This is a genomic window from Streptomyces sp. NPDC002104, from assembly GCF_053593795.1.
In genome coordinates this window covers 48454-70249 of the sequence record NZ_JBSFDF010000020.1, presented here as the reverse complement: position 1 = coordinate 70249, position 21796 = coordinate 48454, and the positions used below count along the sequence as shown (strand labels likewise).

Genomic DNA, 21796 nt, shown 5'->3' with positions numbered 1-21796 from the left:
CCCACCAGGTCTCTCGCTAGAGAAAGCCTAGGGGCCGCATCGGTGCGGGGTTACCCGTAAGTAAGACTTTGTGCGCGAGTTCACATACCTCACGCACCATGCGACTCGGGAGTCACTCGTGCGTCGCCCAGACGGTCACGACCTACGCCACGGCTCCGCTGCGCTTCTCCATCGCCTGCTGGTACAGACGCCCGGCGCGGTACGAGGAGCGGACCAGCGGGCCGGACATGACTCCGGAGAAGCCGATCTCCTCGGCCTCCTTCGCCAGCTCCACGAACTCGGCCGGCTTCACCCAGCGCTCGACGGGGTGGTGCCGCGGCGAGGGGCGCAGGTACTGGGTGATGGTGATGAGCTCGCAGCCCGCCTCGTGGAGGTCCTTCAGCGCCTCGGAGACCTCCTCGCGCTCCTCACCCATGCCCAGGATCAGGTTGGACTTGGTGATGAGGCCGTAGGCGCGGGCCTGCCGGATCACGTCGAGGGAGCGCTCGTAGCGGAAGCCGGGGCGGATGCGCTTGAAGATGCGCGGCACCGTCTCGATGTTGTGGGCGAAGACCTCGGGGCGGGAGGCGAAGACCTCCTCCAGCAGCTCCGGGACCGCGTTGAAGTCCGGGGCGAGCAGCTCGACCTTGGTCTGACCGCTCGCGCGGCCCGCCGTCTGCTGGTGGATCTGGCGCACGGTCTCCGCGTAGAGCCAGGCTCCGCCGTCCGCCAGGTCGTCGCGCGCGACGCCCGTGATGGTGGCGTAGTTCAGGTCCATGGTGACGACGGACTCGCCGACGCGGCGGGGCTCGTCGCGGTCCAGCGCCTCGGGCTTGCCCGTGTCGATCTGGCAGAAGTCGCAGCGCCGGGTGCACTGGTCGCCACCGATGAGGAAGGTGGCCTCGCGGTCCTCCCAGCATTCGTAGATGTTCGGACAGCCGGCTTCCTGGCACACCGTGTGCAGTCCTTCGCCCTTCACCAGGGCCTGCATCTTGGTGTACTCGGGACCCATTTTGGCCCGCGTCTTGATCCACTCGGGCTTGCGCTCGATGGGCGTCTGGGCGTTACGGACCTCTAGGCGCAGCATCTTGCGTCCGTCGGGTGCGACTGCGGACACGACCGGCTCCCTGTGACTTCGATTCTTCGGCGCCCACCAGGGTACGCCCGTAATTTCATACGCTCTTACGTCGGCCAACCTGCGGGCGGCCCGACCCATTCCCCGGCGTCCCGCCGGGGTCAGCCCGCGGCGGGCTCTATCTCCCTGGGGCGCATCTCGGCCTGCTCCAGGACGTCCTTCAGGTGCCGTTCGATCACCGGCAGCACGTCGGCGACGGTGACCTCGCGGCCCAGCTCGTAGGAGAGCGAGGTCACACCGGCGTCGCGGATCCCGCAGGGGATGATCCGGTCGAACCAGGTGCTGTCCGGGTTCACGTTGAGCGCGAAGCCGTGCATGGTGACGCCCTTGGCGACGCGGATGCCGATGGCGGCGAGCTTGCGGTCCTCGCGGCGCTGGCCGGCGTTGGACGGGGCGTACTCGGGGCCGTTGAGCCTCGGGTCGAACTCCTCGTCGTTGAGCCGCGGGTCGAAGTCCAGCGAGAGGCCGCCGATCTTCGGGCGCTCCTCCACCGGGTCGCCGAGCACCCAGACCCCGCTGCGTCCCTCGACGCGGGTGGTCTCCAGGCCGAACTCGGCGGCCGTGCGGATCAGCGCGTCCTCCAGGCGGCGGACGTGGGCGACCACGTCCACGGGGCGGGGCAGCTTCATGATCGGGTAGCCGACCAGCTGGCCCGGGCCGTGCCAGGTGATCTTGCCGCCGCGGTCCACGTCCACGACGGGCGTGCCGTCGAGGGGGCGCTCGTTGTCGGCGGTGCGCCGGCCGGCCGTGTAGACCGGCTGGTGCTCCAGCAGCAGGCAGGTGTCCTCGATCTCGTCCGCGAAGCGGGCCGCGTGGACCCGGCGCTGCTCTTCCCAGGCCACCGTGTACTCCACGGCCTCCGGGCCGAAGCCCATGCGGACAAACCCAAGCTCAGCCACCGCGGCGCCTCCTCGTTGAACCTGCCGACGAACTTGCTGTGTGCACCTATCGCACCAAGCAAGGGTACGGCGGCCCCCGCGGGCCCTGTCAGCCGCCCGTCCCGGACACCGCGAAGGGCCCGGGATCGGGGGGGCCGAGGGGGCCGAAGGGACCGGGGAGCTGCTTCGGGCGCCTGCGGCCCGCCGGCGGCCGGTCCGGGTCCTCGTCCGCCCGCGGCAGCCGGCGGTGCCCTTCGGTGTGGTCGTTCACCCAGCCGCAGACCCCGCACGCGTAGCGCCCGTCGAGACCCGCGATGTAGGTCCCGCACCGCCGGCACTCCGCCTCGGTGAGCTCGGGAGCGGCCGGCTCGGACACGTGCGGCGGCGGCGCGGACGCTGCGTGGCTGCCGTCGCCTCCGGGGCGCTCGCAGCTGCCGGGGTGAGGCTCCCCGGTGGGCCGGCGGGTCATGGGGCGCAGCGTACGCGGGTGGAGGGGGTCGGTCCGTAAAGAGACCCACCGGTTCTGCACACGATCGGATGAATGTGGGACAGAGAGGGCGGTACGGGCGAGGTTCGCCGCTACATTCACGCCGTTCACAGGGCCGGGACTCCGGTCCGTCACGTCAGGAGACCGTGGAGCCGATGACGGAACGACCTGCCCAGCGTGTCCCCAACCGGCAGCTCTCGGCGCTGATCGCCGAGGCCGGGTTCTCCAACGCCGGGCTCGCCCGCCGTGTCGACCAGCTCGGCCTGGAGCACGGTCTCGATCTGCGGTACGACAAGACCTCCGTGACCCGCTGGCTGCGCGGGCAGCAGCCGCGCGGCACCACGCCGGCGCTGATCGCGGAGGTGTTCACCCGGCGCCTGGGGCGCCGGCTCTCGGCCCAGGACCTGGGGCTGGACGCATGCGCCCCGGTGTACGCGGGGCTGGAGTTCGCGGCCACCCCCGAGGAGGCCGTCGACATCGCGAGCGGGCTGTGGCGCAAGGACTCCGGTTCGCACGCCGAGCTGCGCAAGATCGCCTTCACCCCGGCCGGGCTGGTGGTGCCCAGCCGGGACTGGCTGATCGGCCGCGCCGACGAACGGGTGGCCCGGGGCGCGGAGCAGGCCGCCCCGCGCGTGCCCGAGCAGGGCCGGCCGGAGCTGAGCCGCCTCGATCAGGGCCGTCTCGACCCGAACCGCCTCGACCCGGGCCGTCCCGTGCCCGGCCGGGCCTCGGTGCCCCGGCAACGGCAGATCGACCGCGGTCCCGGGCAGCGGGTGACGGGCGGTGACATCGCCGCGCTCAGATCGGTGGGCGAGCTGTTCCGCACCCTCGACCACGCCTACGGCGGCGGCCATGCCCGCCAGGCCCTGGTGCGGTACCTGGAGCACGAGGCCGAGCCGATGCTCCGCGGCACCTACGGGGAGACCACCGGGCGCCGGCTGTTCTCCGCCGCCGCCGATCTGACCCGGCTCGCGGGCTGGACCTCGTACGACATCGCCGCGCACGGGCTCGCCCAGCGGTACTTCGTCCAGGCGCTGCGCCTGGCGCAGGCCGCCGGGGACCGGCCGTACGGGGCGTACGTGCTGATCACCATGAGCCGGCAGGCGGTCTACCTCGGGCACGGCCGGGAGGCGGTGCAGCTGGCCCGGGTGGCCCAGCAGGGCGTGGGCTCCGGGCCGCCGCCGGTGGTGCAGGCGCTGCTGCACTCGGCGGAGGCGCGGGGGCACGCGGTGCTCGGCGAGGTCAGGGCCTCGACGGCCTCGCTGGTGCGGGCCGAGCGGGCGCTGGGCGCGGCCCGGCCGGGGGACGACGTACCGCACTGGGCGCGCGACTACGACGAGGCGCAGCTCGCGGACGAGTTCGGGCACTGCCACCGGGACCTGCAGCAGTACCGGGCCTCGGCGCAGCACGCGGAGCGGTCCCTGCAGCTGCGGGCGCCCTCGTACGCGCGCTCGCGGCTGTTCTGCCGGGTGGTGCTGGCCACGGCGCGGCTGGGGCTGGGCGAGCTGGACCAGGCGTGCGCGCTGGGGGCGGAGGCGGCGCAGCAGGCGATGGAGATGCGGTCGGTGCGGGCGGTGGAGTACGTACGGGACTTCGAGCGGCGGCTGGAGCCGTACCGGGACGCGTCCGCGGTGCGGGGCTACCGGGACCGGGTGGCCGCCTTGTCCTGACCCTGCGGGTCGGCCTGGGTTCCGGGGCCGCCCCCGGGGCCGGGTGGGGTGGCTGCGCCGTGGTTCCCCGCGGGTCCGTTCCCGGGGCTCCGCCCCGGACCCCGCGCCTCACACGCCGGTGGGGCTGGTCTTTGCCCGGTGGGGCTGGTCTTTGCCCGGCGGGGTCGGGTCGGCCCCGCCGGGCCGGGGTGGGTGGTTGGCTCAGGCCGCCACCGGGAGGGCGGCCTGCGGGGCGGCGGGGACGGGGATGCCGAAGTCGCGCAGGACGGCGGCGGCGGCGCGGCGGGCCGAGCGCAGGGCCCCCTCGACGGTGTTGGTGTCCCGGTGGTCGCCGCACACGTACAGCCCGGCCAGGACCCGGACGGTGCGCCGGGTGTCCTGCGGCGGCGGCATGGCGGGGACGGCCTCGGGGGTGTGGTGGACGGTGAGCAGTTCCCAGTCCCGGGTCGCGGTCTCGTAGAGCCGCGCGAGGCGCGAGGCGACCGTGCGGGTGGGCGGTGGCGGGCCGAGCACGGTGGTGGTGACCAGGCTGCGGCCGGCGGGGGCGCGCGTCGGGTCGACGGCGCTCATCACGGCGGTGTGGGCGACGGGCCAGTCCGGGTCGCCGTCCACGAGCAGCGAGCCGTCCCAGGGGAGCGGGGTGGTGGTGGCGTGGTGCATCACGGTCACCTGGTGGAAGGCGGGCACGCGCAGGCCCGGGAGCAGGTCGGCGGCGGCCCGCGCGCCGGTGGCCAGGACCGCGGAGCGGCCGCTGAAGTCGCCGTGTTCCTCGGTGGTGACCAGGTTGGTGGCCACCGAGCGGACCCGGACCCCGGTGCGTACGGTGCCGGGCGGCAGTCCGGCGGCGAGCAGGGCCGGCAGGGTGGCGGCGCCGCCCTCGGGCACGGCGAGGCGGCCGCGCGCGAAGGTGCGCAGGGCCAGGTCGGCGACGCGGCTGGAGGTGGTGAGCGCGGGGTCGCGCAGGAGCGCGGCGAGGAGCGGGCGCAGCGTCGTACCGAGGCTCCGGGAGCTCAGGGCGGCGTGTGCGGTGCGCTCGGGGCGGGTCAGGAGGCGTTCCTCGGGCAGGGCGGCGAGGCGGCCGAGGGCCGCGCCGATCCGGGCCTGGTCGAGGGAGCCGCTGGCCAGGGCGCGGGCGGGGGTGAGGGCCCCGGCGCGCAGGGTCCTGCCCTCGCCGTGGACGAGGGCGCCGGGCGCGAAGGGCTTGAGGACCAGGCCTTCCAGGCCCGGGGTGCGGGCCGGTTCGGTGTAGGCGGTGTTCAGGAGCTGGCCGATCCGGTCGAGCCGGAAGCCGTCCACGGTCTCGGTGGCCATCCGGCCGCCGGCGTCGTCCGCGGCCTCCAGGACGATGACCGTGACTCCGGCCGCGATCAGGTGGTGCGCTGCCGCGAGTCCGGAGACTCCGGCTCCCACGATGACCACGTCCGCATGGTGTGCGTGTGCGCTGGCGCTGTTGAGCACGTGCCCCTCCCCGAGGTCGGCCCGGCTGTGTGGGGATCCTCCTTCCCCCAACGGAGTCCAGCGGAACCCGAGTTGGTCGGACCATTACGGGTGATGCGGTCAACTCCGGTCGCACGACGGTCGCATTCGGCTCACGAGCGGTCGCACCCGTGCGCCGGGGCGCTCCCCCGGAGCTCCGGGGCTCCGGGGCTTTCCGGCCGCGCGGGTCCGGGGTGTTTCAGGCCTCCAGTGCTGCCCTGATCGACTCCTCGATCCCGGGGTAGCGGAAGACGAACCCGGATTCCAGCAGCCGGGCCGGACGCACCCGCTGACTGCCCAGCACGTCCTGGGCGAACTCCCCGAGCACCGCGCGCATGACCGGCGCCGGCACGGCGAACACCGCCGGGCGGTGCAGGACCCGGCCCATCGCGGCGGTGACCTCGCGGTTGGTCAGGGGCTCGGGGGCGGTCAGGTTCACCGGTCCGGTCAGGGCGGGCGTGTCGAGGATGTGGCGCAGCGCGGCGATCTCGTCGTGCATCGCGATGTGCGACCAGTACTGGCGGCCGTTGCCGAGGCGGCCGCCGATGCCGGCCTTGAAGATCGGGAACAGCTTGCCCCAGGCCCCGCCCTCGGCGGCGACGACCAGTCCGGTACGGGCGAACACGGTCCGGATCCCGGCGTCCCGGGCGGGCGCGGCGGCGGCCTCCCACGCGACGCAGACCTCGGGGAGGAACCCCTCCCCCGCCGGGGCGTCCTCGTCGACGGTCCGGTCGCCGGTGTCGCCGTAGTACCCGATGGCGGATCCGCTGACGAGCGTGGCGGGCGGCTCGTCCATGGCCGCGACGGCCGCGGCGATGGCGGCCGTGCCCTTGACCCGGCTGTCGCGGATCTCCCGCTTGTAGGCGTCCGTCCAGCGGTGGTCCCCCACGCCGGCCCCGGCGAGATGCACGACGGCGTCGCATCCGGCGAGCCCGGCCGGGTCCACGTACCCCCGCGCGGGGTCCCACCGCGCCTCGTCCGGCCCGGCCGGCTCCCGCCGCACGAACCGGACGAGCTCGTGCCCGTCGGCCTTCAGTGACCGCCCGAGGGCGCTGCCGATGAGTCCTGTGGCCCCTGTGACCGCGATACGCATGCCCCCATCTTGGCAGCGGTCCCGCCCCTACGGGGTGCACCCGGCCCGGACGGCCGGAGGCCGGGGTGTCAGGTCGCCGGAGTTGTCAGGTCGCCGGGGTGTCAGGTCGCCGTGCCCAGCCAGGTGCCCACCGCGTAGGTGACCGCCATGGCCAGGGCGCCGCCGGTGACGTTGCGCAGGATGGCCCGGGGAGCGGGCGCCCCGCCCAGGCGGGCGCTGAGCACCCCGCACAGGGTCAGGGAGAGGAGGACCGCGATCACGGTCACCGGGACCCGCTGGGACGCCCCCGGCAGGACGATCGCCAGCAGCGGCAGCAGCGCCCCGACCGTGAACGCCACCAGGCTCGCCGCCGCCGCGTGCCAGGGGTTGGCCAGCTCGTCGGGGTTGATCCCCAGCTCCACCCGGGCGTGCGCCCGCAGGGCGTCCCGCTCCGTCAGCTGCTCCGCCGCCTCCCGGGCCACCGCCTCGCTCAGCCCCCTGCCGACCAGCAGCCCCGTCAGTTCGTCCAGCTCCTCCTCCGGCGACTCCGCCAGCTCCCGCCGTTCCAGGTCCAGCGCCGCCTTCTCCGAGTCCCGCTGGGAGCTGACCGACACGTACTCCCCCGCCGCCATCGACAGCGCGCCCGCCAGCAGCCCGGCGACGCCCGCCGCCAGGATCGCCGTGCGCGAGGTCGTGGCCCCGGCGACGCCGACGACCAGGCCCGCCGTGGAGATGATCCCGTCGTTCGCGCCGAGCACCCCGGCCCGCAGCCAGTTCAGCCGTGTGCTCATCGCCGCGCTCTGCCCCGCCGCGCCATCCGTTTCCGTCACGCCCCCACTGTCGCGGGCGCCGCCGGAAGGAGCCACCCGGCGTGCGCGCCTCCGGCGCCGGGACGAGGGTGGAGGAGTGAGACGCCGACGCGAGGAGCCGGGCTGGCCGCGCGGGGCGCCGCCGCCGCGCTGGGCCCGCCTCGCGCCCGCGGTGGCCCTCGTGGTGCTGGTGCTGGTCCAGCGCATCACCCCGGGCGACGTGGAGCTGGGCTACTTCCTGGCCGGCCTCCCTCCGGTGGCCGCCTTCGCCTACGGGGCCGCCGGGACGGCCGTCTTCGCCGCCGTGGTGCTGGTCCTCATCGGCCTGCCCACGCTCGGGATCGCCCACGCCCAGGGCTCCGACCTCGCGACCGTCGCGGCGATCGGGCTGCTCAGCGTGGTGGTCGCCTGGGTCCGAAAACGCCGCGACGCCCAGCTGGTGAGCGTGCGCACCGTCGCGGAGGCGGCGCAGCTCGCGGTGCTGCCACCGGTCCCCGAGCGGGTTGGCCCGGTCGGCTGCGCGGGCCTGTACCGGGCCGCCCAGCACGGGACCCTGGTCGGCGGCGACCTGTACGACGTACGGGTCGGCGCCTACGGTGTGCGCGCGCTGATCGGTGACGTCCAGGGCCACGGCCTGGCCGCCGTCGGCACCGTGGCCTCGCTGCTCGGCGCCTTCCGCGAGGGGGTGCTCGACGACGCGGAACTCACCACGGTGGCGGCCCGGCTGGACCGGCGGCTGCTGGCGGACTCGGCGGCCGAGTCGGTGGCGCACGCGGAGCTCTTCGCGACGGCGGTGCTGCTGGAGTTCCCGCCCGGGCTGGACCTCGTGCGCATCGTGTCGTGCGGGCATCCCCCGCCCCTGCTGCTCCGGGGTTTCACGGTCTCGGAGGTCGACGTGGAGCCGGGGCCCCCGCTGGGCCTGGGCCTGGCCGGTCCCACCCCGGCGGCCCCGGCCGAGCTGCGGGTCGTGGCCGGGGACCGGCTGGTCATGTACACGGACGGGGTCACGGAAGCCCGCGACGCGGCGGGGAACTTCTACCCGCTGGCCGCGCGGGTGCCCGTACTGGCGACCGATCCGGCCGGGCTGGCCCCGGCGGTGTGGCGGGACTTGAGGTCCTTCACCGGGGGCGGGCCGCGCGACGACGTGGCCCTGCTGGTGCTGTCCCTGGAACCGGAGCCGGAGCCGGAGCCGGGCGGGAAGACGTCCGGCTCCGGCGTGGGATGACCACGCCGTACTGATCGCATGACCAAACGGCGACAAACGCAGACAACCGCCCGTTTGGCTCGATTTCCATGTTTTGCTCGGGCCTTCCAGCCCTTCGAGCACGGAAACCGAGGCCCATTCGATGCGCGCACCGTACAAGCACAACCAGCGGATCACGGCGGTCATCGCGGCGGCCGGAGCCGTCGCCCTGATCACCGGCTCGATCGTGCTCGGCCTCGCCGGGAAGGAGGCGGCGGCGGAACCGGGCTCGGCCCGGCACCAGCAGATCGAGGCCCCCGCCTCGCTCCAGGTCGGCCCGCCTCCGCCCGCCCCGCCTACCCGGCGTCGCGTATGAAGGAGCGGACCATCTTGCAGGTGACGTTCGACGGCCGGCGGATGCCCGTCCGGACGGCCATCGTGCGGATCTTGCGGTTGGTGGCGCGCTGAGCGTCATACGTGCCGGAGTCGAGCAGCGATATCGCCAGCCGCATGGCCTTCAGCCGCCGGTTGTGGCTCTCGTACCACTCGCGGGGCAGCCCCGCCGGCAGCGGCTTCTTCTTGACGGGCCCGATGGTGTGCAGGGTCATGGCAGTGGCCATCTACAGCCTCCCAAAGGCAAGTTGGCGTCCTGTCCTTCTCCTTGAATTTTACCCGCGACCACTGACAAAGGACCTGGCCAGGCACCGCCTCGCTAAGCTTCCGGGCATGGAGATCTGGATCAATCCCGCCTGCTCGAAGTGCCGCAGCGCACTGACCCTGCTGGACGCTGAGGGCGCCGAGTACACCGTCCGCCGCTACCTGGAGGACGTGCCCTCCGAGGCCGAGATCCGCGAGGTCCTGGGCCGACTGGGCCTGGAGCCCTGGGACATCACCCGCACCTCGGACCCGCTGGCCAAGGAGACCGGGGTACGGGACCTGCCGCGCGAGGAGACCGAAGGGGCCCGCGGGGCCTGGATCAGCCACCTGGCGGCGCACCCGAAGCTGATCCAGCGCCCGATCATCACGGCCGAGGACGGCACCGCGGTGGTGGCCCGCTCCGAGGAGGCCGTCCGCGAAGCCCTCTCCCGCACGCCCGGCCCCCAGGGCCGGCCGGCCTGACCGCCGAAGCCCCCGTCCACGCACTGCGCGGCGCGCCCGGTCCGGTCGCCCCCGGCCCCGCCCCGCTCCGCCGCCCGCACCTACTCCCCCGCCGCCACCCGCCGTTCGTGGACCCTCAGCTGGACCGCCGCGACGTCGAGGAGCGGGGTGGGGACGCCGAAGCCGCGGGCCCGGGCGGACAGGTCGCCGAAGACGTGCTCGACCTCGGTCGGACGGCCGGCGAGCAGGTCCCGGTACAGCGACGGGGTCAGCGACGAGTCCGGGGTGGCCAGCGTCCGCGCGGTGAAGTCGAATTCGGACTCCGGCACCGGGTGTCCGGCTGCGGCCGACACCGCGGCCGCCTCGGCGAGGACCGCGCGGCCGAACCCGGTCCCGCCGGGCACGGCGTTGATCTCGCCGACGGCTCCGCGCGCCAGGGTGGTCACCGCCACCAGGGTGGTGATGAAGACCCACTTGTGCCACATGGCGCCGATGATGTCGGGCACTTCGGGGCTGTCGATCCCCGCCCCGGCCAGCACGGCGCGGACGGCGTCCACCCGCGCCGAGGGACGGCCGTCGCGTTCGCCGGTGAGCACCACGGTGGGCGGGGCCATCCGGAGGATGTCGCCCTGCTCGTTCAGGGTGGTGACCACCTTGGCCACGCCGCCGAGCACCGCCGCGTCCCCGAACCGGTCCGCGAGGCGGTCGAGGTGGGCCATGCCGTTGAGCAGGGGCAGGATCGCCGTTCCGGGACCGACCGCCGGCGCGAGGTCGCGTACGGCCGCTTCGAGGGAGGTGGACTTCACCGACAGCAGGACGAGGTCGTACGTCTCCTGCAGCTCTCCGGCGGTGACGAGCCTCGGGTCGAGCACGATCTCCTCCCCCGGCCCGCTCACCCGCAGCCCGCGTTCCCGCAGGGCCCCGGCCCGCCGGGGGCGCACCAGGAAGGTGACGTCCTGCCCCGCCCGGGCGAGCCGGGCACCGAAGTAGCCGCCCGCGGCTCCGGCGCCGACCGTCAGGATCCTCATCCGGCGGAGCCCGCCGGCCGGACCGCCTCGGCCAGGGCCGCGCGGACGGCCGCCGCGTCGGCGACGGCCCCCGGGTCCTCGGCGATGCCCCCGGGGCGGGACAGGTCCTCGGCGTACGGAAGGACGTACACGGGCGTGTCGCGCTGGAAGCGCCAGCTCTCGGCGAGCCCGCCCACGTCGACCGCGTCGTAGCCGAGCAGGTCGAGCAGGCGGGTGGCGGACGCGCGGGCGGCCGGGTCCTCGCCGGCGATCGGCAGGGCCGAGCGGTCCGGGGAACCGGCCGGGCGGGCGAGGGCGAGCAGGTGCGTGAAGTAGATGTTGTTGAACGCCTTGACGACCTGCGCCCCGGCCAGGTGCTCCTGGACGAGCCCGCTGGTGGTGGTCTCCTCCGCCTCCAGGGCGGGGAAGATCCCGTCCCGCTGCGGGTAGTAGTTGAGCGTGTCGAGCACGACCTTGCCCGCCAAGGCCCCGGCGGGGAGTTCGCGGTATTTGCCGAGCGGGATGGTGGCCACGACCCAGTCGCCGGCCTCGGCCGCTTCGGCCGGGGTGGCGGCCCGGGCCCGCGGGCCGAGCTCGGCGACGAGGGCGTCCAGCGTCGCCGGTCCCCTGGAATTGCTGAGGACCACGTCCAGCCCCGCGTCCACGGCGAGCCGCGCGAGGGTGCTTCCGATGTTGCCGCTTCCGATGAGTCCAAGAGTTGCCATGCGGGGTTCAAGTCGCCCGCGATCCACGGTATTCCGCCGCTGGGCCGGCGGAGTGGGGCCGCGTCCCGGCGGGTCGCGGCCCCACCCCCGTCGCAGCCTTCACACCGGCCCCATCCCGCGCCTCGTAGGGTGAGGCCATCACAAAGGGGACGTACCACACCAAAGGATCCATCGTGAACGAGCAGCAGCACCCGCGGCCCACCCTGCCCGGCGAGCCGCCGGCGCCGCCGCCCGCCCCGGCGGACCTCCCGGTGTCCGCGATCCCTCCGCTCCCCCCGCCCCGGCGCGGCGCCGACTGGATGTTCGGCGGGGTGTACGGCACCGTCCTCGCGTCCGGTCTGCTGGCCGCGCTCGACCAGAAGGGCGGGGAGTACACCCCCTTCTACGACGCCAGCTGGGTGCTCGTCACCGCCGCCACGGCCGGACTCGCGCACGGGTACTCGCACCACATGAGCACCCATCAGTCCGGCTCCGCCGGGCACCGGTGGCGGATCCTCGGGCGGGCGCTGTGGAACGAGTGGCCCATGATCGCGGCCACCCTGCCCACGGTCCTGCTCCTGCTCGTCGCCGGACTCGCCGAGTGGGACTCGCACGCGGTCACGGCCGTCGGGCTCGGCGTGAACACCGCGCTGCTGTTCGCCTGGGGCGCCTTCGTGGCCCTCAGGGTGGGCTACAAGCTCGCCTCGGCGCTGCTCATCGGGGTCGCCGACGCCACGATCGGGCTGGCCATCATCGCGGCGAACGCGGTCATCAAGTGAACGCGGGCCCCCTTGGACCCGGCCTTGGACCCGGCCTTGGACCGGGCCTTGAACACCGTCTCGAACCCCGCCTTGGACCCGGCCTTGGACCCGGGCTCACTCCGGCAGTTGCGCCTCCGCCTCCGCCAGGATCTCCGTCAGCCGGGCCCCGAACTCCGCCCCCCGTGCGTCCGGCACCCCGGTGCGGGCCGAGGTGAGGAGCGCGTCCAGGGCGCGGCCGTAGGCGCCCGGCACGTTGCCCCAGTCCGGCAGGCCGAAGACACCGGCGGACCCGCGCAGTTCCAGCCCCACCCCGGCGGCCGCGCGCGGGGAGCTGAGGCTGAGCACGGCGGTGCTGGCCGCGCCGGAGGTGTGGCGCAGGGCGAGCTGGACCACGTCGGCGGGGCCGCGGGTGGCGCTGACCTCGGTGACGTCGCCGAGGACCGGGATGAGTACGGACAGGGCGTGCGGGCCCACGTCCCACAGCCCGCCCTTGGCCTTGCGCCAGGGCGAGTCCGCGTAGGCGCTGGGTTCGCCGTCGGGCGGGAAGACCGCGCCGAGCCAGTGCGCGGCGGCGGTGAACCAGCCCGTGCGCTCCGCCTGCTCCTCCACCCAGCCGGCGGTCGGCTCGGCGAAGCGCAGGGTGAGGAAGACGACGGAGGCGACCCCGTGCTCGGCCACGGCCGCGGCGACGGCCCGGGCGTCGGCCGGGGTCGTGGCGACGGGCTTGTCGAGCAGCAGATGGCAGCCGGCCGCGGCCGCGCGCACGGCGAGCGGGGCCTGCACGTCGGGCGGGAGCGCGAAGGCGACGGCGTCGCAGTCGGCGAACAGCGCGTCGGGGTCTTCGTACACCTTCACCCCGTACGCGCGGGCCAGCTCGGCCGCGGCTTCGGGGCGCCGGCCCCAGACTCCGGCGAACTCGGAGCCGGGGTGCGCGGCGAGGGCGGGGGCGTGCGTGCGGTGGGCCCATGGGCCGGTGCCCAGCAGGCCGACCCTGGGTCGGGGCCCGGAAGCGGCCTCTGCGGCGGCATCTCCGGCGGACGTCAAATCGTACGAAATGCTCACGCGCCCAGTCTGCCCCACCCGTACGGGTGTCCGGACGGCAACCCGCACAACCACGCCCACCTGCGGCGCAAACCTCGGTAACACGGGGTTCACACACGGGCAACGGAAGAGAAATCGCGAGCGGGCACTCTGCGGTCTACACCGCAGGACGAATGTCGCAGCAGGCGAGCCACAGGGACGTGAACCGCCGTACGCGATCCGCAGGACGCAGCGCAGCACCCGAGGGTCTGCGCCGGAGCGACGCACCGAAGGATGGGGCCCGTGAGCTACAAGGCTGAGTACATCTGGATCGACGGAACCGAGCCGACGGCGAAGCTGCGCTCCAAGACCAAGATCATGGCGGACGGCGACGCGCTGCCGATCTGGGGCTTCGACGGTTCGAGCACCAACCAGGCCGAGGGCCACGCCTCGGACCGCGTACTGCAGCCGGTGTTCACCTGCCCGGACCCGATCCGCGGCGGCGACAACGTCCTCGTCCTGTGCGAGGTCCTGAACATCGACATGACCCCGCACGAGTCGAACACCCGCGCGCTGCTGCGTCCGATCGCCGAGAAGTTCGCCGACCAGGCGCCGATCTACGGCATCGAGCAGGAGTACACCTTCTTCGACGGCACCCGCCCGCTCGGCTTCCCGGTCAACGGCTTCCCGGCCGCGCAGGGCGGCTACTACTGCGGCGTCGGCTCGGACGAGATCTTCGGCCGCGACATCGTCGAGAAGCACCTGGACCACTGCCTCGCGGCGGGCCTGGCCATCTCCGGCATCAACGCCGAGGTCATGCCCGGCCAGTGGGAGTTCCAGGTCGGCCCGGTGGGCCCGCTGGAGGTCTCCGACCAGCTGTGGATCGCGCGCTGGCTGCTCTACCGCACCGCCGAGGACTTCAACGTCTCCGCGACGCTGAACCCGAAGCCGGTCAAGGGCGACTGGAACGGCGCGGGCGCGCACACCAACTTCTCCACGAAGGCGATGCGCGAGGACTACCGCGCGATCATCTGCGCGGCCGAGTCCCTGGGCGAGGGCAGCAAGCCGCTGGACCACGTCAAGAACTACGGCGCGGGCATCGACGAGCGCCTGACCGGCCTGCACGAGACGGCCCCGTGGAACGAGTACAGCTACGGCGTCTCCGACCGCGGCGCCTCCGTCCGCATCCCGTGGCAGGTGGAGAAGGACGGCAAGGGCTACATCGAGGACCGCCGCCCGAACGCGAACGTGGACCCGTACGTGGTGACCCGCCTCATCACGGACACCTGCTGCACCGCCCTGGAGAAGGACGGCCTGGTCTGATCCCGGCCGGCCATCCCTGACACCACTTCCTGACACCGCTTCCTGACACCGCTTCCTGACACCGCTTCCTGACGTCACTTCCTGACATCACCACGGCGCCCGTCCTCCCCCCGGGGAGGGCGGGCGCCGTGGTGTCGGCGGGTCCCGGTGCGCCGATACGGGTCGACCGGTACGTACGCAGTGGCGCGGGCCACTGAGAGGGTGACGGATTGTCGGGATTGCAATGGTCCGTTCATGGCATGATCACGGAATATGAGATTCCGCTCCATAGAGTGAGACGGGGTCTGCCCCGGGGCCCCCGCGTCTGCTTGAATGGGGCCATGGCCAGCCACTCGCACACCTCGACCGGTCGCAGCGACCTCGAGCCGTTCTGGCCGTCCCGTCAGGACCACGATTTCGACCGGGTGTGTTGCCGCGCGAAGAACGCGCCGGCCCTCTAAAGCCTCCGGGACCTCGAAACCGACCTCCCCCAGGCCTTCGGTCTGCGCGGTACGACACAAGACGACGCCTCTCCGCACGTCTCCTGCCGACTACTCCGCGTGAAAGAGCTGACCACTCATGGCGAACACCCGTTCCTTTGCCTCCGCCGCCTCCGCTGCGACCTCTCCCCTGACCTACCCGAGCTTCCCGCCCAGTCCGCGCCACCGCCTGCGGGCCGTGGACCGCGACGAGGTGGCACGCGTCGTGGACTTCCTGCCGCCGGGCGCCACCTGGCTGCCCGCCCCCGCGCACACCCTGCCCAGCCTCCCCGGCCAGCCTCCGATGGTCGGCTACCTGGTGCTCGTACCGGCCGACCAGCAGCCGCCGATCGCCTTCTCCCCGCAGGCCGTTCCCGCCGCCCCGGCCGCCCCGGGTGCGGCGGCCGTCACCGGGGACTCCCTGGTCCGCATCGACCCCGCGCAGCGCACCGCCGAGGTGGACGGTGAGGTCCTGGACCTGACGTACCTGGAGTTCGAGCTGCTGGCCCACCTGGTCGCGCACCCGCACCGGGTCCACAGCCGCGACCAGCTCGTGACCACCGTCTGGGGCTACGGCCACGTCGGCGACGGCCGCACGGTCGACGTCCACGTCGCGCGGCTGCGCCGCAAGCTGGGCGCGGCCCACCGCGGCGCGATCCAGACCGTCCGCCGGGTGGGCTACAAGTACGCCCCCTGACCGGGACCCCGGCGACGACCGGACCACGGACGGGGCGGCGGGCCCGTACTCACGAGGGGGAGTACGGGCCAGGCCCGGCGAGATGGGCCGCACGGATCAACTGGGGCTGCCGCAAAGGGGACTTCCTCGTACATCCGTGCTGATCAGAGCGGGTCCCTGCCGTAGTCTTTTCCGTCGTGACCACCGGAACCGGCAGCGTACTTGCCCCACTTGAGCCCCAGGACCCCCGCGAGACCGCCGGCTACCGGCTGATCGCCCGGATCGGCGAAGGCGGCATGGGCACCGTCTACCTCTCGCACACGCGCGGCGGGCAGCCGGTCGCGCTGAAGCTGATCCGCCGGGAGTTCGGGCAGGACCCGGACTTCCGGAGCCGGTTCGAGCAGGAGGTGCGGGCCGCGCGCCGGGTGCAGGGCTATCACCTCGTACCGGTCCTCGACCACGACACCACGGGCGCCTCGCCCTGGCTCGCCTCGGTGTTCGTACCGGGCATGTCCCTGCACGACGCCCTGAGCGCCCACGGCCCGCTGCCGCTCCCCGCCGTCTTCCAGCTGATCGGCTGCACGGCGCGGGCCCTCGGCTCCATCCACGCCGCGGGGGTCGTGCACCGCGACCTGAAGCCCGCCAACCTCCTGCTCGGCGCGGCCGGGCCGTACGTCATCGACTTCGGGATCGCCCGGGCCGCCGACAGCACCCAGCTCACCCGCACCGGCGGGGTCATCGGCACCCCGCAGTACATGTCGCCCGAACACGCGCTGGGCGCCGAGGTCACCCCCGCGAGCGATCTGTTCGCGGTCGGCCTCATCGCGGCGGTGGCGGCCACCGGACGGCATCCGTACGGGGAGGGCGGCGCCACGGCCATCGGCGTGCGGATCGCCAACACCGACCGGCTGCCCCCGGACCTGAACGGCTACCCGGCGGAACTTCGACCGCTCCTGGAGCGCTGCCTGACCGCGGATCCGGCGGAGCGGATCGGTACGGACGAGCTCGCCGCGATGTGCGAACTGTTCGCCGGGCGGCCGCTGAACGACTTCGACGGCTGGCTCCCGGAGCCGGTCGGGCTGGAGATCGCCCGCCGGGTGCGGGCCGCGGAGAACCCGCCGGTGCCCACGGTCGCGGACGCGGGCGCGAGTGCGGGCCGCGCGGGCGTTGGCGCGGGCCGCGCGGGCGTTGGCGCGGGCGGATCGGGTACGGGCGGTACGGGCGCTGGTCCCGCCGGCGCCTTCGGCGGGGTGTACGGGGCGCCGACGGTGGGCGCGCCGCCCCGGCCCGCGGGTCCCCCGCCGGCCGCCGGCCACCCGACGCACCCCCCGGTGCCGGGCCCGGCGCCCGCGCCGGCCCCCGGACCGAAGCGATTCCGGGGCGTGCTGATCGGGGCCGGCCTCGTACTGGCCGTCCTCGCGGGCGCCGGCGCGGTCCGGCTGCTCGACGGCGGCGGCGCCGCGAAGGACGACGCGAAGCAGGAGGGGCCGGTCGCGCCCGCCTCCTCCGACCAGGCGCAGGCCCAGTCCCCGGCTCCGGCCCCGGTCTCGTCCGGGCCCAAGACCGCGCCTTCGGCCTCCTCCTCGCCGAAGTCCGCGTACACGCCGGTCTTCCAGGACAAGCCCCTGACCCTGCGCGCGCCCTCCTCCAGCACCGGGACCCACGTCGACCTGGACTCCCCGCAGATCTTCCCGAAAGGAGCCATCGGCAGGACCCAGGGCATGGAGCTCACCTACCAGGACTGGGGCGACGCCGATCTGCGCTTCCTGACGGCCATGGGCATGAGCACCGGCACCACGCCGGAAGAGTGCAGGGACGCCGTCGCCACCAACACCTTGGCCTCCAGGGTGGGCAAGGACGAGCTGAAGACGGGCAAGACGCTCACGAAGGGGACGGTGCTGTGCACCGTCACCAGTGACAACAACCTGGCGATGCTCCGCATCACCGAGGTCCTGCTCGACACGAGCAAGGGGTCCATCGGCCCCATGCCGGACTACGTCACCGCACTCACACTCTGGAAGATCGGCTGACGCCGTGGGCCGGGGCTCCTGGGAAAGCCCCGGCCCACGGACGATGCCCTAGACGCCGGCGCCGGCGCCGCGACGCGGCGAAGCCCAGCGCCACGTCAGCCGCCAGGAACACCAGCAGGCTGATCCCGAGCAGCGGTACGAACCAGCCCACGAGGGCCGTCGCGGCGGCCAGCGGCAGCAGCACCGTCACCGGCAGCTTCCGCCACGCTCCGCGCGGCTGCGGCCGGCCGGCCGACAGCTTGCGCTCCTTGGTCGGGCGGCGCAGCCACCACATGCGGTAGCCCCAGACGACCATGAACATCAGCAGCACCGCGAGCGCGGCCAGCGCCAGCTGGTTGGCGAGACCGAAGGTCAGGCCCATGTGCAGGTCGATGCCGAAGCGGGTCAGCTGGGCGAGGAGCGGGTAGTCGGCGAAGCGGAGTTCGTCCATGACCCGGCCGTCGGCGGGGTCGATGGCGACGGAGTCCAGGTGCACCGGCACCTGTTTGTCCTGCTCCTTGACCACGTAGCCCTTGCCCTGCGCGGGCAGGGCGATCCGCAAGGACTCGGTGACCCCCGCGGCCCGCGCGGCCGCGACCGCGCCGTCGATGCCGATGGCGTCGGCCGGGGTGGGCGGCGCCGTCTGCGCGCCGTCGCCGGCGCCGTGCCCCGCGTGCTCCCCGCCGGCGTCCGCGGCCGGGGCGCCGGGCACCTTGGCGGCGACGGCCGGGGTCGCGCCGCCGAGGCTGTCCTGGAGCTGTCCGATGTTCTCTCCGGCGTACTTCGACCAGGTCAGGCCGGTGGCGGAGAGGCCGACGAGACCGACGGCGATCCAGACGCCGACGGATCCGTGCCAGGACAGCGTCTTGCGCCGGCCGGTCGCCTTGCGGTCCGGAAGGACCAGCCCCGTCCTGCGGGTGCGCCTACGGCCGATCCACAGCGCGAGCCCGCCGAGCGCGACCACCCACAGCCAGCTCGCGGCGAGCTCGCTGTAGTTCCGGCCGAACTCACCCAGCTGGAGGCTGGAGTGGAACTCGCTCAGCCAGGCCCGCAGCGGCAGCGCGTCGCCGACGGTGGTGAGCTTCCCGCGGACCTCGGCCGTATACGGATCGACGAACACGGTGAGGGTCTCGCCCTCGGCGAGTCCCGGACTCTCCATGATCACCCGGGTGGTGGCATCGGCCTCCGGCGCGGGCCAGACGGCCGTCACCGTGCCCTGGGGAGCGGCATTCACGGCCGCGGCGACCTGCGCGCCGAGCGGCTGCGCGCTCGCGCCGACGCGGTCGACCGTTAGCTGGTCGGCGTAGAGGATCTTCTCGGCCTGCCAGGAACCGGCGTAGAGCAGCCCGGTGGTGGCGGCGACGAGCAGGAGCGGGGCGATGAGCACCCCTGCGTAGAAGTGCAGGCGCAGCAGCAGCGGCCGCAGGGCGGCCCAGGTACCGGGCGTACGGGCGCGGGCCGGCTCGGCCACGTGCCCGGGGGTTTCGGGGGTGTCGGATGCGCCGGGGTCCGCTGCGCGGAGTTGCCCGATCTCGTCGAGAGACATGGGTGTCCTAGGTGTTGGCGAAGACAGGGGTGAGCGGCCCCAGGTCTCGCCCCCTCGCCCGCGACGGGGAGGGCGCGCCGTTCGGTCAGGCGCGGGCAGGACGGCCGGGGGCCGTGATACGGATCCGTCCGCGCGCGGGCGGCCCGCGCCGCTCGGCGGTGTGGGCGTGCACGGCCCCGCGCAGGGTCCGCGGCCGCGGGTACCCGGCGGGCCGCAGCGGCCGCGCCGGCGGTACGGGAAGCACGCGCGCCCGCAGCAGGGCGAGGACCCGGGAGAGCGGCCGGGCGGCGTGCAGCGCCCCGGCCGCGAGGACGGCGGTGAGCCGGAAGACGGCGGCCTCGCCCCAGGCCAGCCAGAGCGCGCAGAACAGCCCGGCGAGGACGTGCGCGGCGATCATGCCGAGCCCGTCGTGGGCATGGCCGGCGGCCATGTCACCCATCCCGGCCATGGCGCTCATGCCGTCCATGCCACTCATGCCCGTCATGCCCGTCATGCCGTCCATGGAATGCCCGCCGGCCATGCCGCTCATGCCCTCCATGGAGTGCGCACCGTGCGCGGCCGCGCCCTCCATGCCGGCGCCCTCACCCGCACCTCTCTCCGCCTCGTGCCGGCCCCCGGCCGAGGCGGAGAAGACGAGGTGCAGGACCGCCTGTACGCCGAGCAGCGCGGCGGCGATGGGGAGCGGTCCGCGCCGGCGTCCGGCGAAGAGCCAGGCGAGGGCCCCGGTCAGCCCGAATGCGGACAGAAGGGCCAGTGCGGGAAGGTCCGTACCGGACATGTACGAATGCCCCGCCGCACCCAGTGCGACGGCCACCGCCGCGAAGAGCGCGGCCCGCGTGGCGCGCATCGGCGCGGGGCTGTGTGACATGACCAGCGCATATTGGCACGGCTCCCCGCCTCGCCGTACGGCGCCCCCGTGGCCGATCATGGTGCGATGAGCCCCCTGTCCTTGACGGTCCCGCTGAGCACGGTGTACGCGGGCACGGTCCAGCTCGGGGCGTACGCCCTGGAGCGGCTGGATCCGGCGGCGCGGGAGCGGCTGCTGCGCCGCTGCTCCACCAACGCCGACAACCTGGACGCCGGCCGCTGGGAGACCCTGGCGGCGAGCGCCCTCCTCGTCGAGGAGCCGATGCCGCTGCCCTACGCGCTCCTGCTGGTGGCCGTCCTCGGGTACGCCGAGTACGCCCGCGGGGCCTGGTGGACGGCGGCCGCCTTCCTGTTCGGGCACGTCGCGGCCACCCTGCTGGTCCACGGGGCGCTCCGCCGGACGGCCGGCCCCCGGACCCGCCGGGCGGTGGACGTGGGCACCAGCTACGGGTTCAACACCGTGCTCGGAGCCCTGACCGGGGTGCTTCCGCGCGGGCCGGTGCGCACCGCCGCCCGGGCCGGTCTGCTGGCGCTCGCCGTCCGGCCGGTGCTGCGGCGGGAGCGGACCTTCACCGACGCCGGGCACCTGGTGGCCATGGGGCTCGGTCTCGGGGTCTCGCTGGCCGCCGATTACCTTTCCGGAGCGAAATCTCCGAAAATCATACGGATGACACGCGTCACCCAGCGCGCTGCGTCCTGAGCCATCCGTTTCTCTGATCATTCGATTCCCTGATCAGATTTCTCCGATCACGTTGGAGCCGCCACGATGACCGTCACTCCCGCCAAGACCGTCGCCAACCTCCGGGACCTCGGCGGCACCCCGCTCGCCGGGGGCAGGAGCGTCCGCCCGGGTCTGGTGCTGCGCTCGGGCCAGCTCGACCAGCTCGACCTCGACGTCGACCCGGTGGTGGCCGGGCTGGGCATCGGCACCGTCATCGACTTCCGTACCGGCGTGGAGCGCGGCCAGCACCCCGACCGGGTGCCGGCGGGCGCGCGGCTCCTCATGGCCGACGCCCTGGCCGACAAGATGGCGGCCGACAGCACGGGCGACGGCGGCCCCGGGAAGATACCCGCGGCCCAGCTCAAGGACATCCTGTCCGACCCGGTGGTCGCGGAGGAGCACCTGGGCGGCGGCAAGGTGCAGGCCCTGTTCACCAGCCTCTACCGCTCGCTCGTCAGCTCCGCGTCCGCGCAGGCCGCGTACCGGCTGCTGCTCACCGAGCTCGCGGACCCGCAGTCGGGGCCGGTGCTCTTCCACTGCACGGCGGGCAAGGACCGGACGGGCTGGGGCGCGACCGTGGTCCTGTCGCTGCTCGGCGCGGACGACGAGACCCTGATGGGCGAGTACCTGTCGGTCAACCCGGCGGTGCGGATCGCCTTCGCCCCGATGATCGAGGGCTTCACGGCGGCCGGCGGCGACCCGGACATCGCGCTGGCGCTGATCGGCGTCTTCCCCTCGTACCTGGAGGCCGCACTGGACGAGGTGAACACGCGCTACGGCTCGATGGAGAAGTACGTGCGCGAGGGACTCGGCGTCCCCGACGAGACGGTCGAGGCGCTGCGCGCCCGCCTCGTCGTCTGAGCCGTCGCCTGCTGAGCCGTCGTCTGCGCGCGCCCGCCGAGCCCGTCGTCCGAGCC

General features: G+C 74.0%; 22 protein-coding genes. 10 read left to right on the top strand and 12 right to left on the bottom strand.

The features are described 5' to 3' along the window. Positions 1–142: 142 nt before the first annotated feature. From lipA to ACWCP2_RS18930, 3 genes are all read right to left on the bottom strand, one after another. Positions 143–1096, bottom strand: a complete 954-nt coding sequence (gene lipA, locus ACWCP2_RS18940; RefSeq protein WP_450909718.1) for a lipoyl synthase — start codon at positions 1094–1096, stop codon at positions 143–145. A gap of 119 nt (positions 1097–1215) precedes the next feature. Next, positions 1216–2013, bottom strand: a complete 798-nt coding sequence (lipB, locus tag ACWCP2_RS18935) for a lipoyl(octanoyl) transferase LipB (RefSeq protein WP_450909717.1) — start codon at positions 2011–2013, stop codon at positions 1216–1218. 88 nt (positions 2014–2101) lie between these two features. After that, entirely contained in the window at positions 2102–2461 is a 360-nt protein-coding gene (locus ACWCP2_RS18930) for a hypothetical protein (protein ID WP_450909716.1), read from the bottom strand. A gap of 173 nt (positions 2462–2634) precedes the next feature. Here ACWCP2_RS18930 and ACWCP2_RS18925 point away from each other — a divergent pair, with 173 nt between their 5' ends. Further along, positions 2635–4149 carry a regulator gene (locus ACWCP2_RS18925; protein WP_450909715.1) on the top strand — a complete coding sequence of 505 codons (1515 nt, stop codon included), beginning with the start codon at positions 2635–2637 and terminating at the stop codon, positions 4147–4149. A 201-nt stretch (positions 4150–4350) separates the two neighbouring features. On the opposite strand, the gene ACWCP2_RS18920 is transcribed toward ACWCP2_RS18925, so the two are convergent. From ACWCP2_RS18920 to ACWCP2_RS18910, 3 genes are all read right to left on the bottom strand, one after another. Beyond that, positions 4351–5607: an FAD-dependent oxidoreductase gene (locus ACWCP2_RS18920; RefSeq protein WP_450909714.1), complete on the bottom strand. Its 1257-nt coding sequence runs from the start codon at positions 5605–5607 to the stop codon at positions 4351–4353. A 217-nt stretch (positions 5608–5824) separates the two neighbouring features. After that, positions 5825–6718, bottom strand: a complete 894-nt coding sequence (locus ACWCP2_RS18915) for a TIGR01777 family oxidoreductase (protein WP_450909713.1) — start codon at positions 6716–6718, stop codon at positions 5825–5827. Between the two features lie 101 nt (positions 6719–6819). Further along, complete coding sequence (locus tag ACWCP2_RS18910) at positions 6820–7488, bottom strand: VIT1/CCC1 transporter family protein (RefSeq protein WP_450909756.1); 669 nt, start codon at positions 7486–7488, stop codon at positions 6820–6822. 115 nt (positions 7489–7603) lie between these two features. Between ACWCP2_RS18910 and ACWCP2_RS18905 the strand changes: the two genes are divergently transcribed. Beyond that, positions 7604–8731, top strand: a complete 1128-nt coding sequence (locus tag ACWCP2_RS18905; protein ID WP_450909712.1) for a PP2C family protein-serine/threonine phosphatase — start codon at positions 7604–7606, stop codon at positions 8729–8731. A 121-nt stretch (positions 8732–8852) separates the two neighbouring features. Continuing rightward, the gene (locus ACWCP2_RS18900; RefSeq protein ID WP_450909711.1) at positions 8853–9065 is read left to right on the top strand and encodes a hypothetical protein; all 213 of its coding nucleotides are present in this window, start codon (positions 8853–8855) and stop codon (positions 9063–9065) included. Here the strand turns inward: ACWCP2_RS18900 and ACWCP2_RS18895 are convergent. Further along, complete coding sequence (locus tag ACWCP2_RS18895) at positions 9046–9309, bottom strand: hypothetical protein (protein WP_254383401.1); 264 nt, start codon at positions 9307–9309, stop codon at positions 9046–9048. The two genes, ACWCP2_RS18900 and ACWCP2_RS18895, sit on opposite strands and share 20 nt — an antisense overlap. Positions 9310–9415: 106 nt before the next feature. Between ACWCP2_RS18895 and ACWCP2_RS18890 the strand changes: the two genes are divergently transcribed. Continuing rightward, positions 9416–9808, top strand: coding sequence for an ArsC/Spx/MgsR family protein (locus ACWCP2_RS18890; protein WP_450909710.1), 393 nt, complete (start codon positions 9416–9418; stop codon positions 9806–9808). Between the two features lie 80 nt (positions 9809–9888). Here the strand turns inward: ACWCP2_RS18890 and ACWCP2_RS18885 are convergent, their stop codons facing one another. Both ACWCP2_RS18885 and ACWCP2_RS18880 read right to left on the bottom strand, forming a co-directional pair. Further along, positions 9889–10815, bottom strand: a complete 927-nt coding sequence (locus tag ACWCP2_RS18885) for a ketopantoate reductase family protein (protein ID WP_450909709.1) — start codon at positions 10813–10815, stop codon at positions 9889–9891. Next, positions 10812–11519 (bottom strand): NADPH-dependent F420 reductase, encoded by a 708-nt coding sequence (locus tag ACWCP2_RS18880; protein ID WP_450909708.1) that lies wholly within the window; start codon positions 11517–11519, stop codon positions 10812–10814. Before ACWCP2_RS18880 ends, ACWCP2_RS18885 begins: the two co-directional genes overlap by 4 nt. Before the next feature lie 173 nt (positions 11520–11692). On the opposite strand from ACWCP2_RS18880, the gene ACWCP2_RS18875 reads away from it, so the two are divergent. Continuing rightward, positions 11693–12277: a hypothetical protein gene (locus ACWCP2_RS18875; RefSeq protein ID WP_450909707.1), complete on the top strand. Its 585-nt coding sequence runs from the start codon at positions 11693–11695 to the stop codon at positions 12275–12277. A gap of 96 nt (positions 12278–12373) precedes the next feature. Here ACWCP2_RS18875 and ACWCP2_RS18870 read toward each other — a convergent pair whose 3' ends face one another. Further along, positions 12374–13303, bottom strand: coding sequence for a Gfo/Idh/MocA family protein (locus tag ACWCP2_RS18870; RefSeq protein ID WP_450909755.1), 930 nt, complete (start codon positions 13301–13303; stop codon positions 12374–12376). Positions 13304–13582: 279 nt separating this feature from the next. Here ACWCP2_RS18870 and glnII point away from each other — a divergent pair, with 279 nt between their 5' ends. The 3 genes from glnII to ACWCP2_RS18855 all read left to right on the top strand — a co-directional run bounded on the left by glnII (position 13583) and on the right by ACWCP2_RS18855 (position 17766). Further along, complete coding sequence (gene glnII / locus ACWCP2_RS18865; protein ID WP_399383573.1) at positions 13583–14602, top strand: glutamine synthetase; 1020 nt, start codon at positions 13583–13585, stop codon at positions 14600–14602. 558 nt (positions 14603–15160) lie between these two features. Continuing rightward, entirely contained in the window at positions 15161–15757 is a 597-nt protein-coding gene (locus ACWCP2_RS18860; protein ID WP_450909706.1) for a winged helix-turn-helix domain-containing protein, read from the top strand. A gap of 176 nt (positions 15758–15933) precedes the next feature. Next, positions 15934–17766: a serine/threonine-protein kinase gene (locus ACWCP2_RS18855; RefSeq protein ID WP_450909705.1), complete on the top strand. Its 1833-nt coding sequence runs from the start codon at positions 15934–15936 to the stop codon at positions 17764–17766. On the opposite strand, the gene ACWCP2_RS18850 is transcribed toward ACWCP2_RS18855, so the two are convergent. Both ACWCP2_RS18850 and ACWCP2_RS18845 read right to left on the bottom strand, forming a co-directional pair. Beyond that, positions 17744–19291, bottom strand: a complete 1548-nt coding sequence (locus tag ACWCP2_RS18850; protein WP_450909704.1) for a PepSY-associated TM helix domain-containing protein — start codon at positions 19289–19291, stop codon at positions 17744–17746. The genes ACWCP2_RS18855 and ACWCP2_RS18850 overlap by 23 nt on opposite strands. Positions 19292–19376: 85 nt before the next feature. Next, positions 19377–20159, bottom strand: coding sequence for a hypothetical protein (locus tag ACWCP2_RS18845; RefSeq protein WP_450909703.1), 783 nt, complete (start codon positions 20157–20159; stop codon positions 19377–19379). A gap of 66 nt (positions 20160–20225) precedes the next feature. On the opposite strand from ACWCP2_RS18845, the gene ACWCP2_RS18840 reads away from it, so the two are divergent. Together ACWCP2_RS18840 and ACWCP2_RS18835 are read left to right on the top strand one after the other, a co-directional pair. Next, positions 20226–20858 carry a rhomboid-like protein gene (locus ACWCP2_RS18840; protein ID WP_450909702.1) on the top strand — a complete coding sequence of 211 codons (633 nt, stop codon included), beginning with the start codon at positions 20226–20228 and terminating at the stop codon, positions 20856–20858. Between the two features lie 66 nt (positions 20859–20924). Continuing rightward, positions 20925–21740 (top strand): tyrosine-protein phosphatase, encoded by an 816-nt coding sequence (locus ACWCP2_RS18835; RefSeq protein ID WP_450909701.1) that lies wholly within the window; start codon positions 20925–20927, stop codon positions 21738–21740. Positions 21741–21796: the final 56 nt, after the last annotated feature.

Coding starts and splice junctions, on each gene's coding strand:
- ACWCP2_RS18930 (WP_450909716.1), bottom strand. CDS start 2,461: ATGACCCGCCGGCCCACCGGGGAGCCTCACCCCGGCAGCTGCGAGCGC.
- ACWCP2_RS18925 (WP_450909715.1), top strand. CDS start 2,635: ATGACGGAACGACCTGCCCAGCGTGTCCCCAACCGGCAGCTCTCGGCG.
- ACWCP2_RS18915 (WP_450909713.1), bottom strand. CDS start 6,718: ATGCGTATCGCGGTCACAGGGGCCACAGGACTCATCGGCAGCGCCCTC.
- ACWCP2_RS18910 (WP_450909756.1), bottom strand. CDS start 7,488: ATGAGCACACGGCTGAACTGGCTGCGGGCCGGGGTGCTCGGCGCGAAC.
- ACWCP2_RS18900 (WP_450909711.1), top strand. CDS start 8,853: ATGCGCGCACCGTACAAGCACAACCAGCGGATCACGGCGGTCATCGCG.
- ACWCP2_RS18895 (WP_254383401.1), bottom strand. CDS start 9,309: ATGGCCACTGCCATGACCCTGCACACCATCGGGCCCGTCAAGAAGAAG.
- ACWCP2_RS18890 (WP_450909710.1), top strand. CDS start 9,416: ATGGAGATCTGGATCAATCCCGCCTGCTCGAAGTGCCGCAGCGCACTG.
- ACWCP2_RS18885 (WP_450909709.1), bottom strand. CDS start 10,815: ATGAGGATCCTGACGGTCGGCGCCGGAGCCGCGGGCGGCTACTTCGGT.
- ACWCP2_RS18880 (WP_450909708.1), bottom strand. CDS start 11,519: ATGGCAACTCTTGGACTCATCGGAAGCGGCAACATCGGAAGCACCCTC.
- ACWCP2_RS18860 (WP_450909706.1), top strand. CDS start 15,161: ATGGCGAACACCCGTTCCTTTGCCTCCGCCGCCTCCGCTGCGACCTCT.
- ACWCP2_RS18850 (WP_450909704.1), bottom strand. CDS start 19,291: ATGTCTCTCGACGAGATCGGGCAACTCCGCGCAGCGGACCCCGGCGCA.
- ACWCP2_RS18845 (WP_450909703.1), bottom strand. CDS start 20,159: ATGTCACACAGCCCCGCGCCGATGCGCGCCACGCGGGCCGCGCTCTTC.
- ACWCP2_RS18840 (WP_450909702.1), top strand. CDS start 20,226: ATGAGCCCCCTGTCCTTGACGGTCCCGCTGAGCACGGTGTACGCGGGC.
- ACWCP2_RS18835 (WP_450909701.1), top strand. CDS start 20,925: ATGACCGTCACTCCCGCCAAGACCGTCGCCAACCTCCGGGACCTCGGC.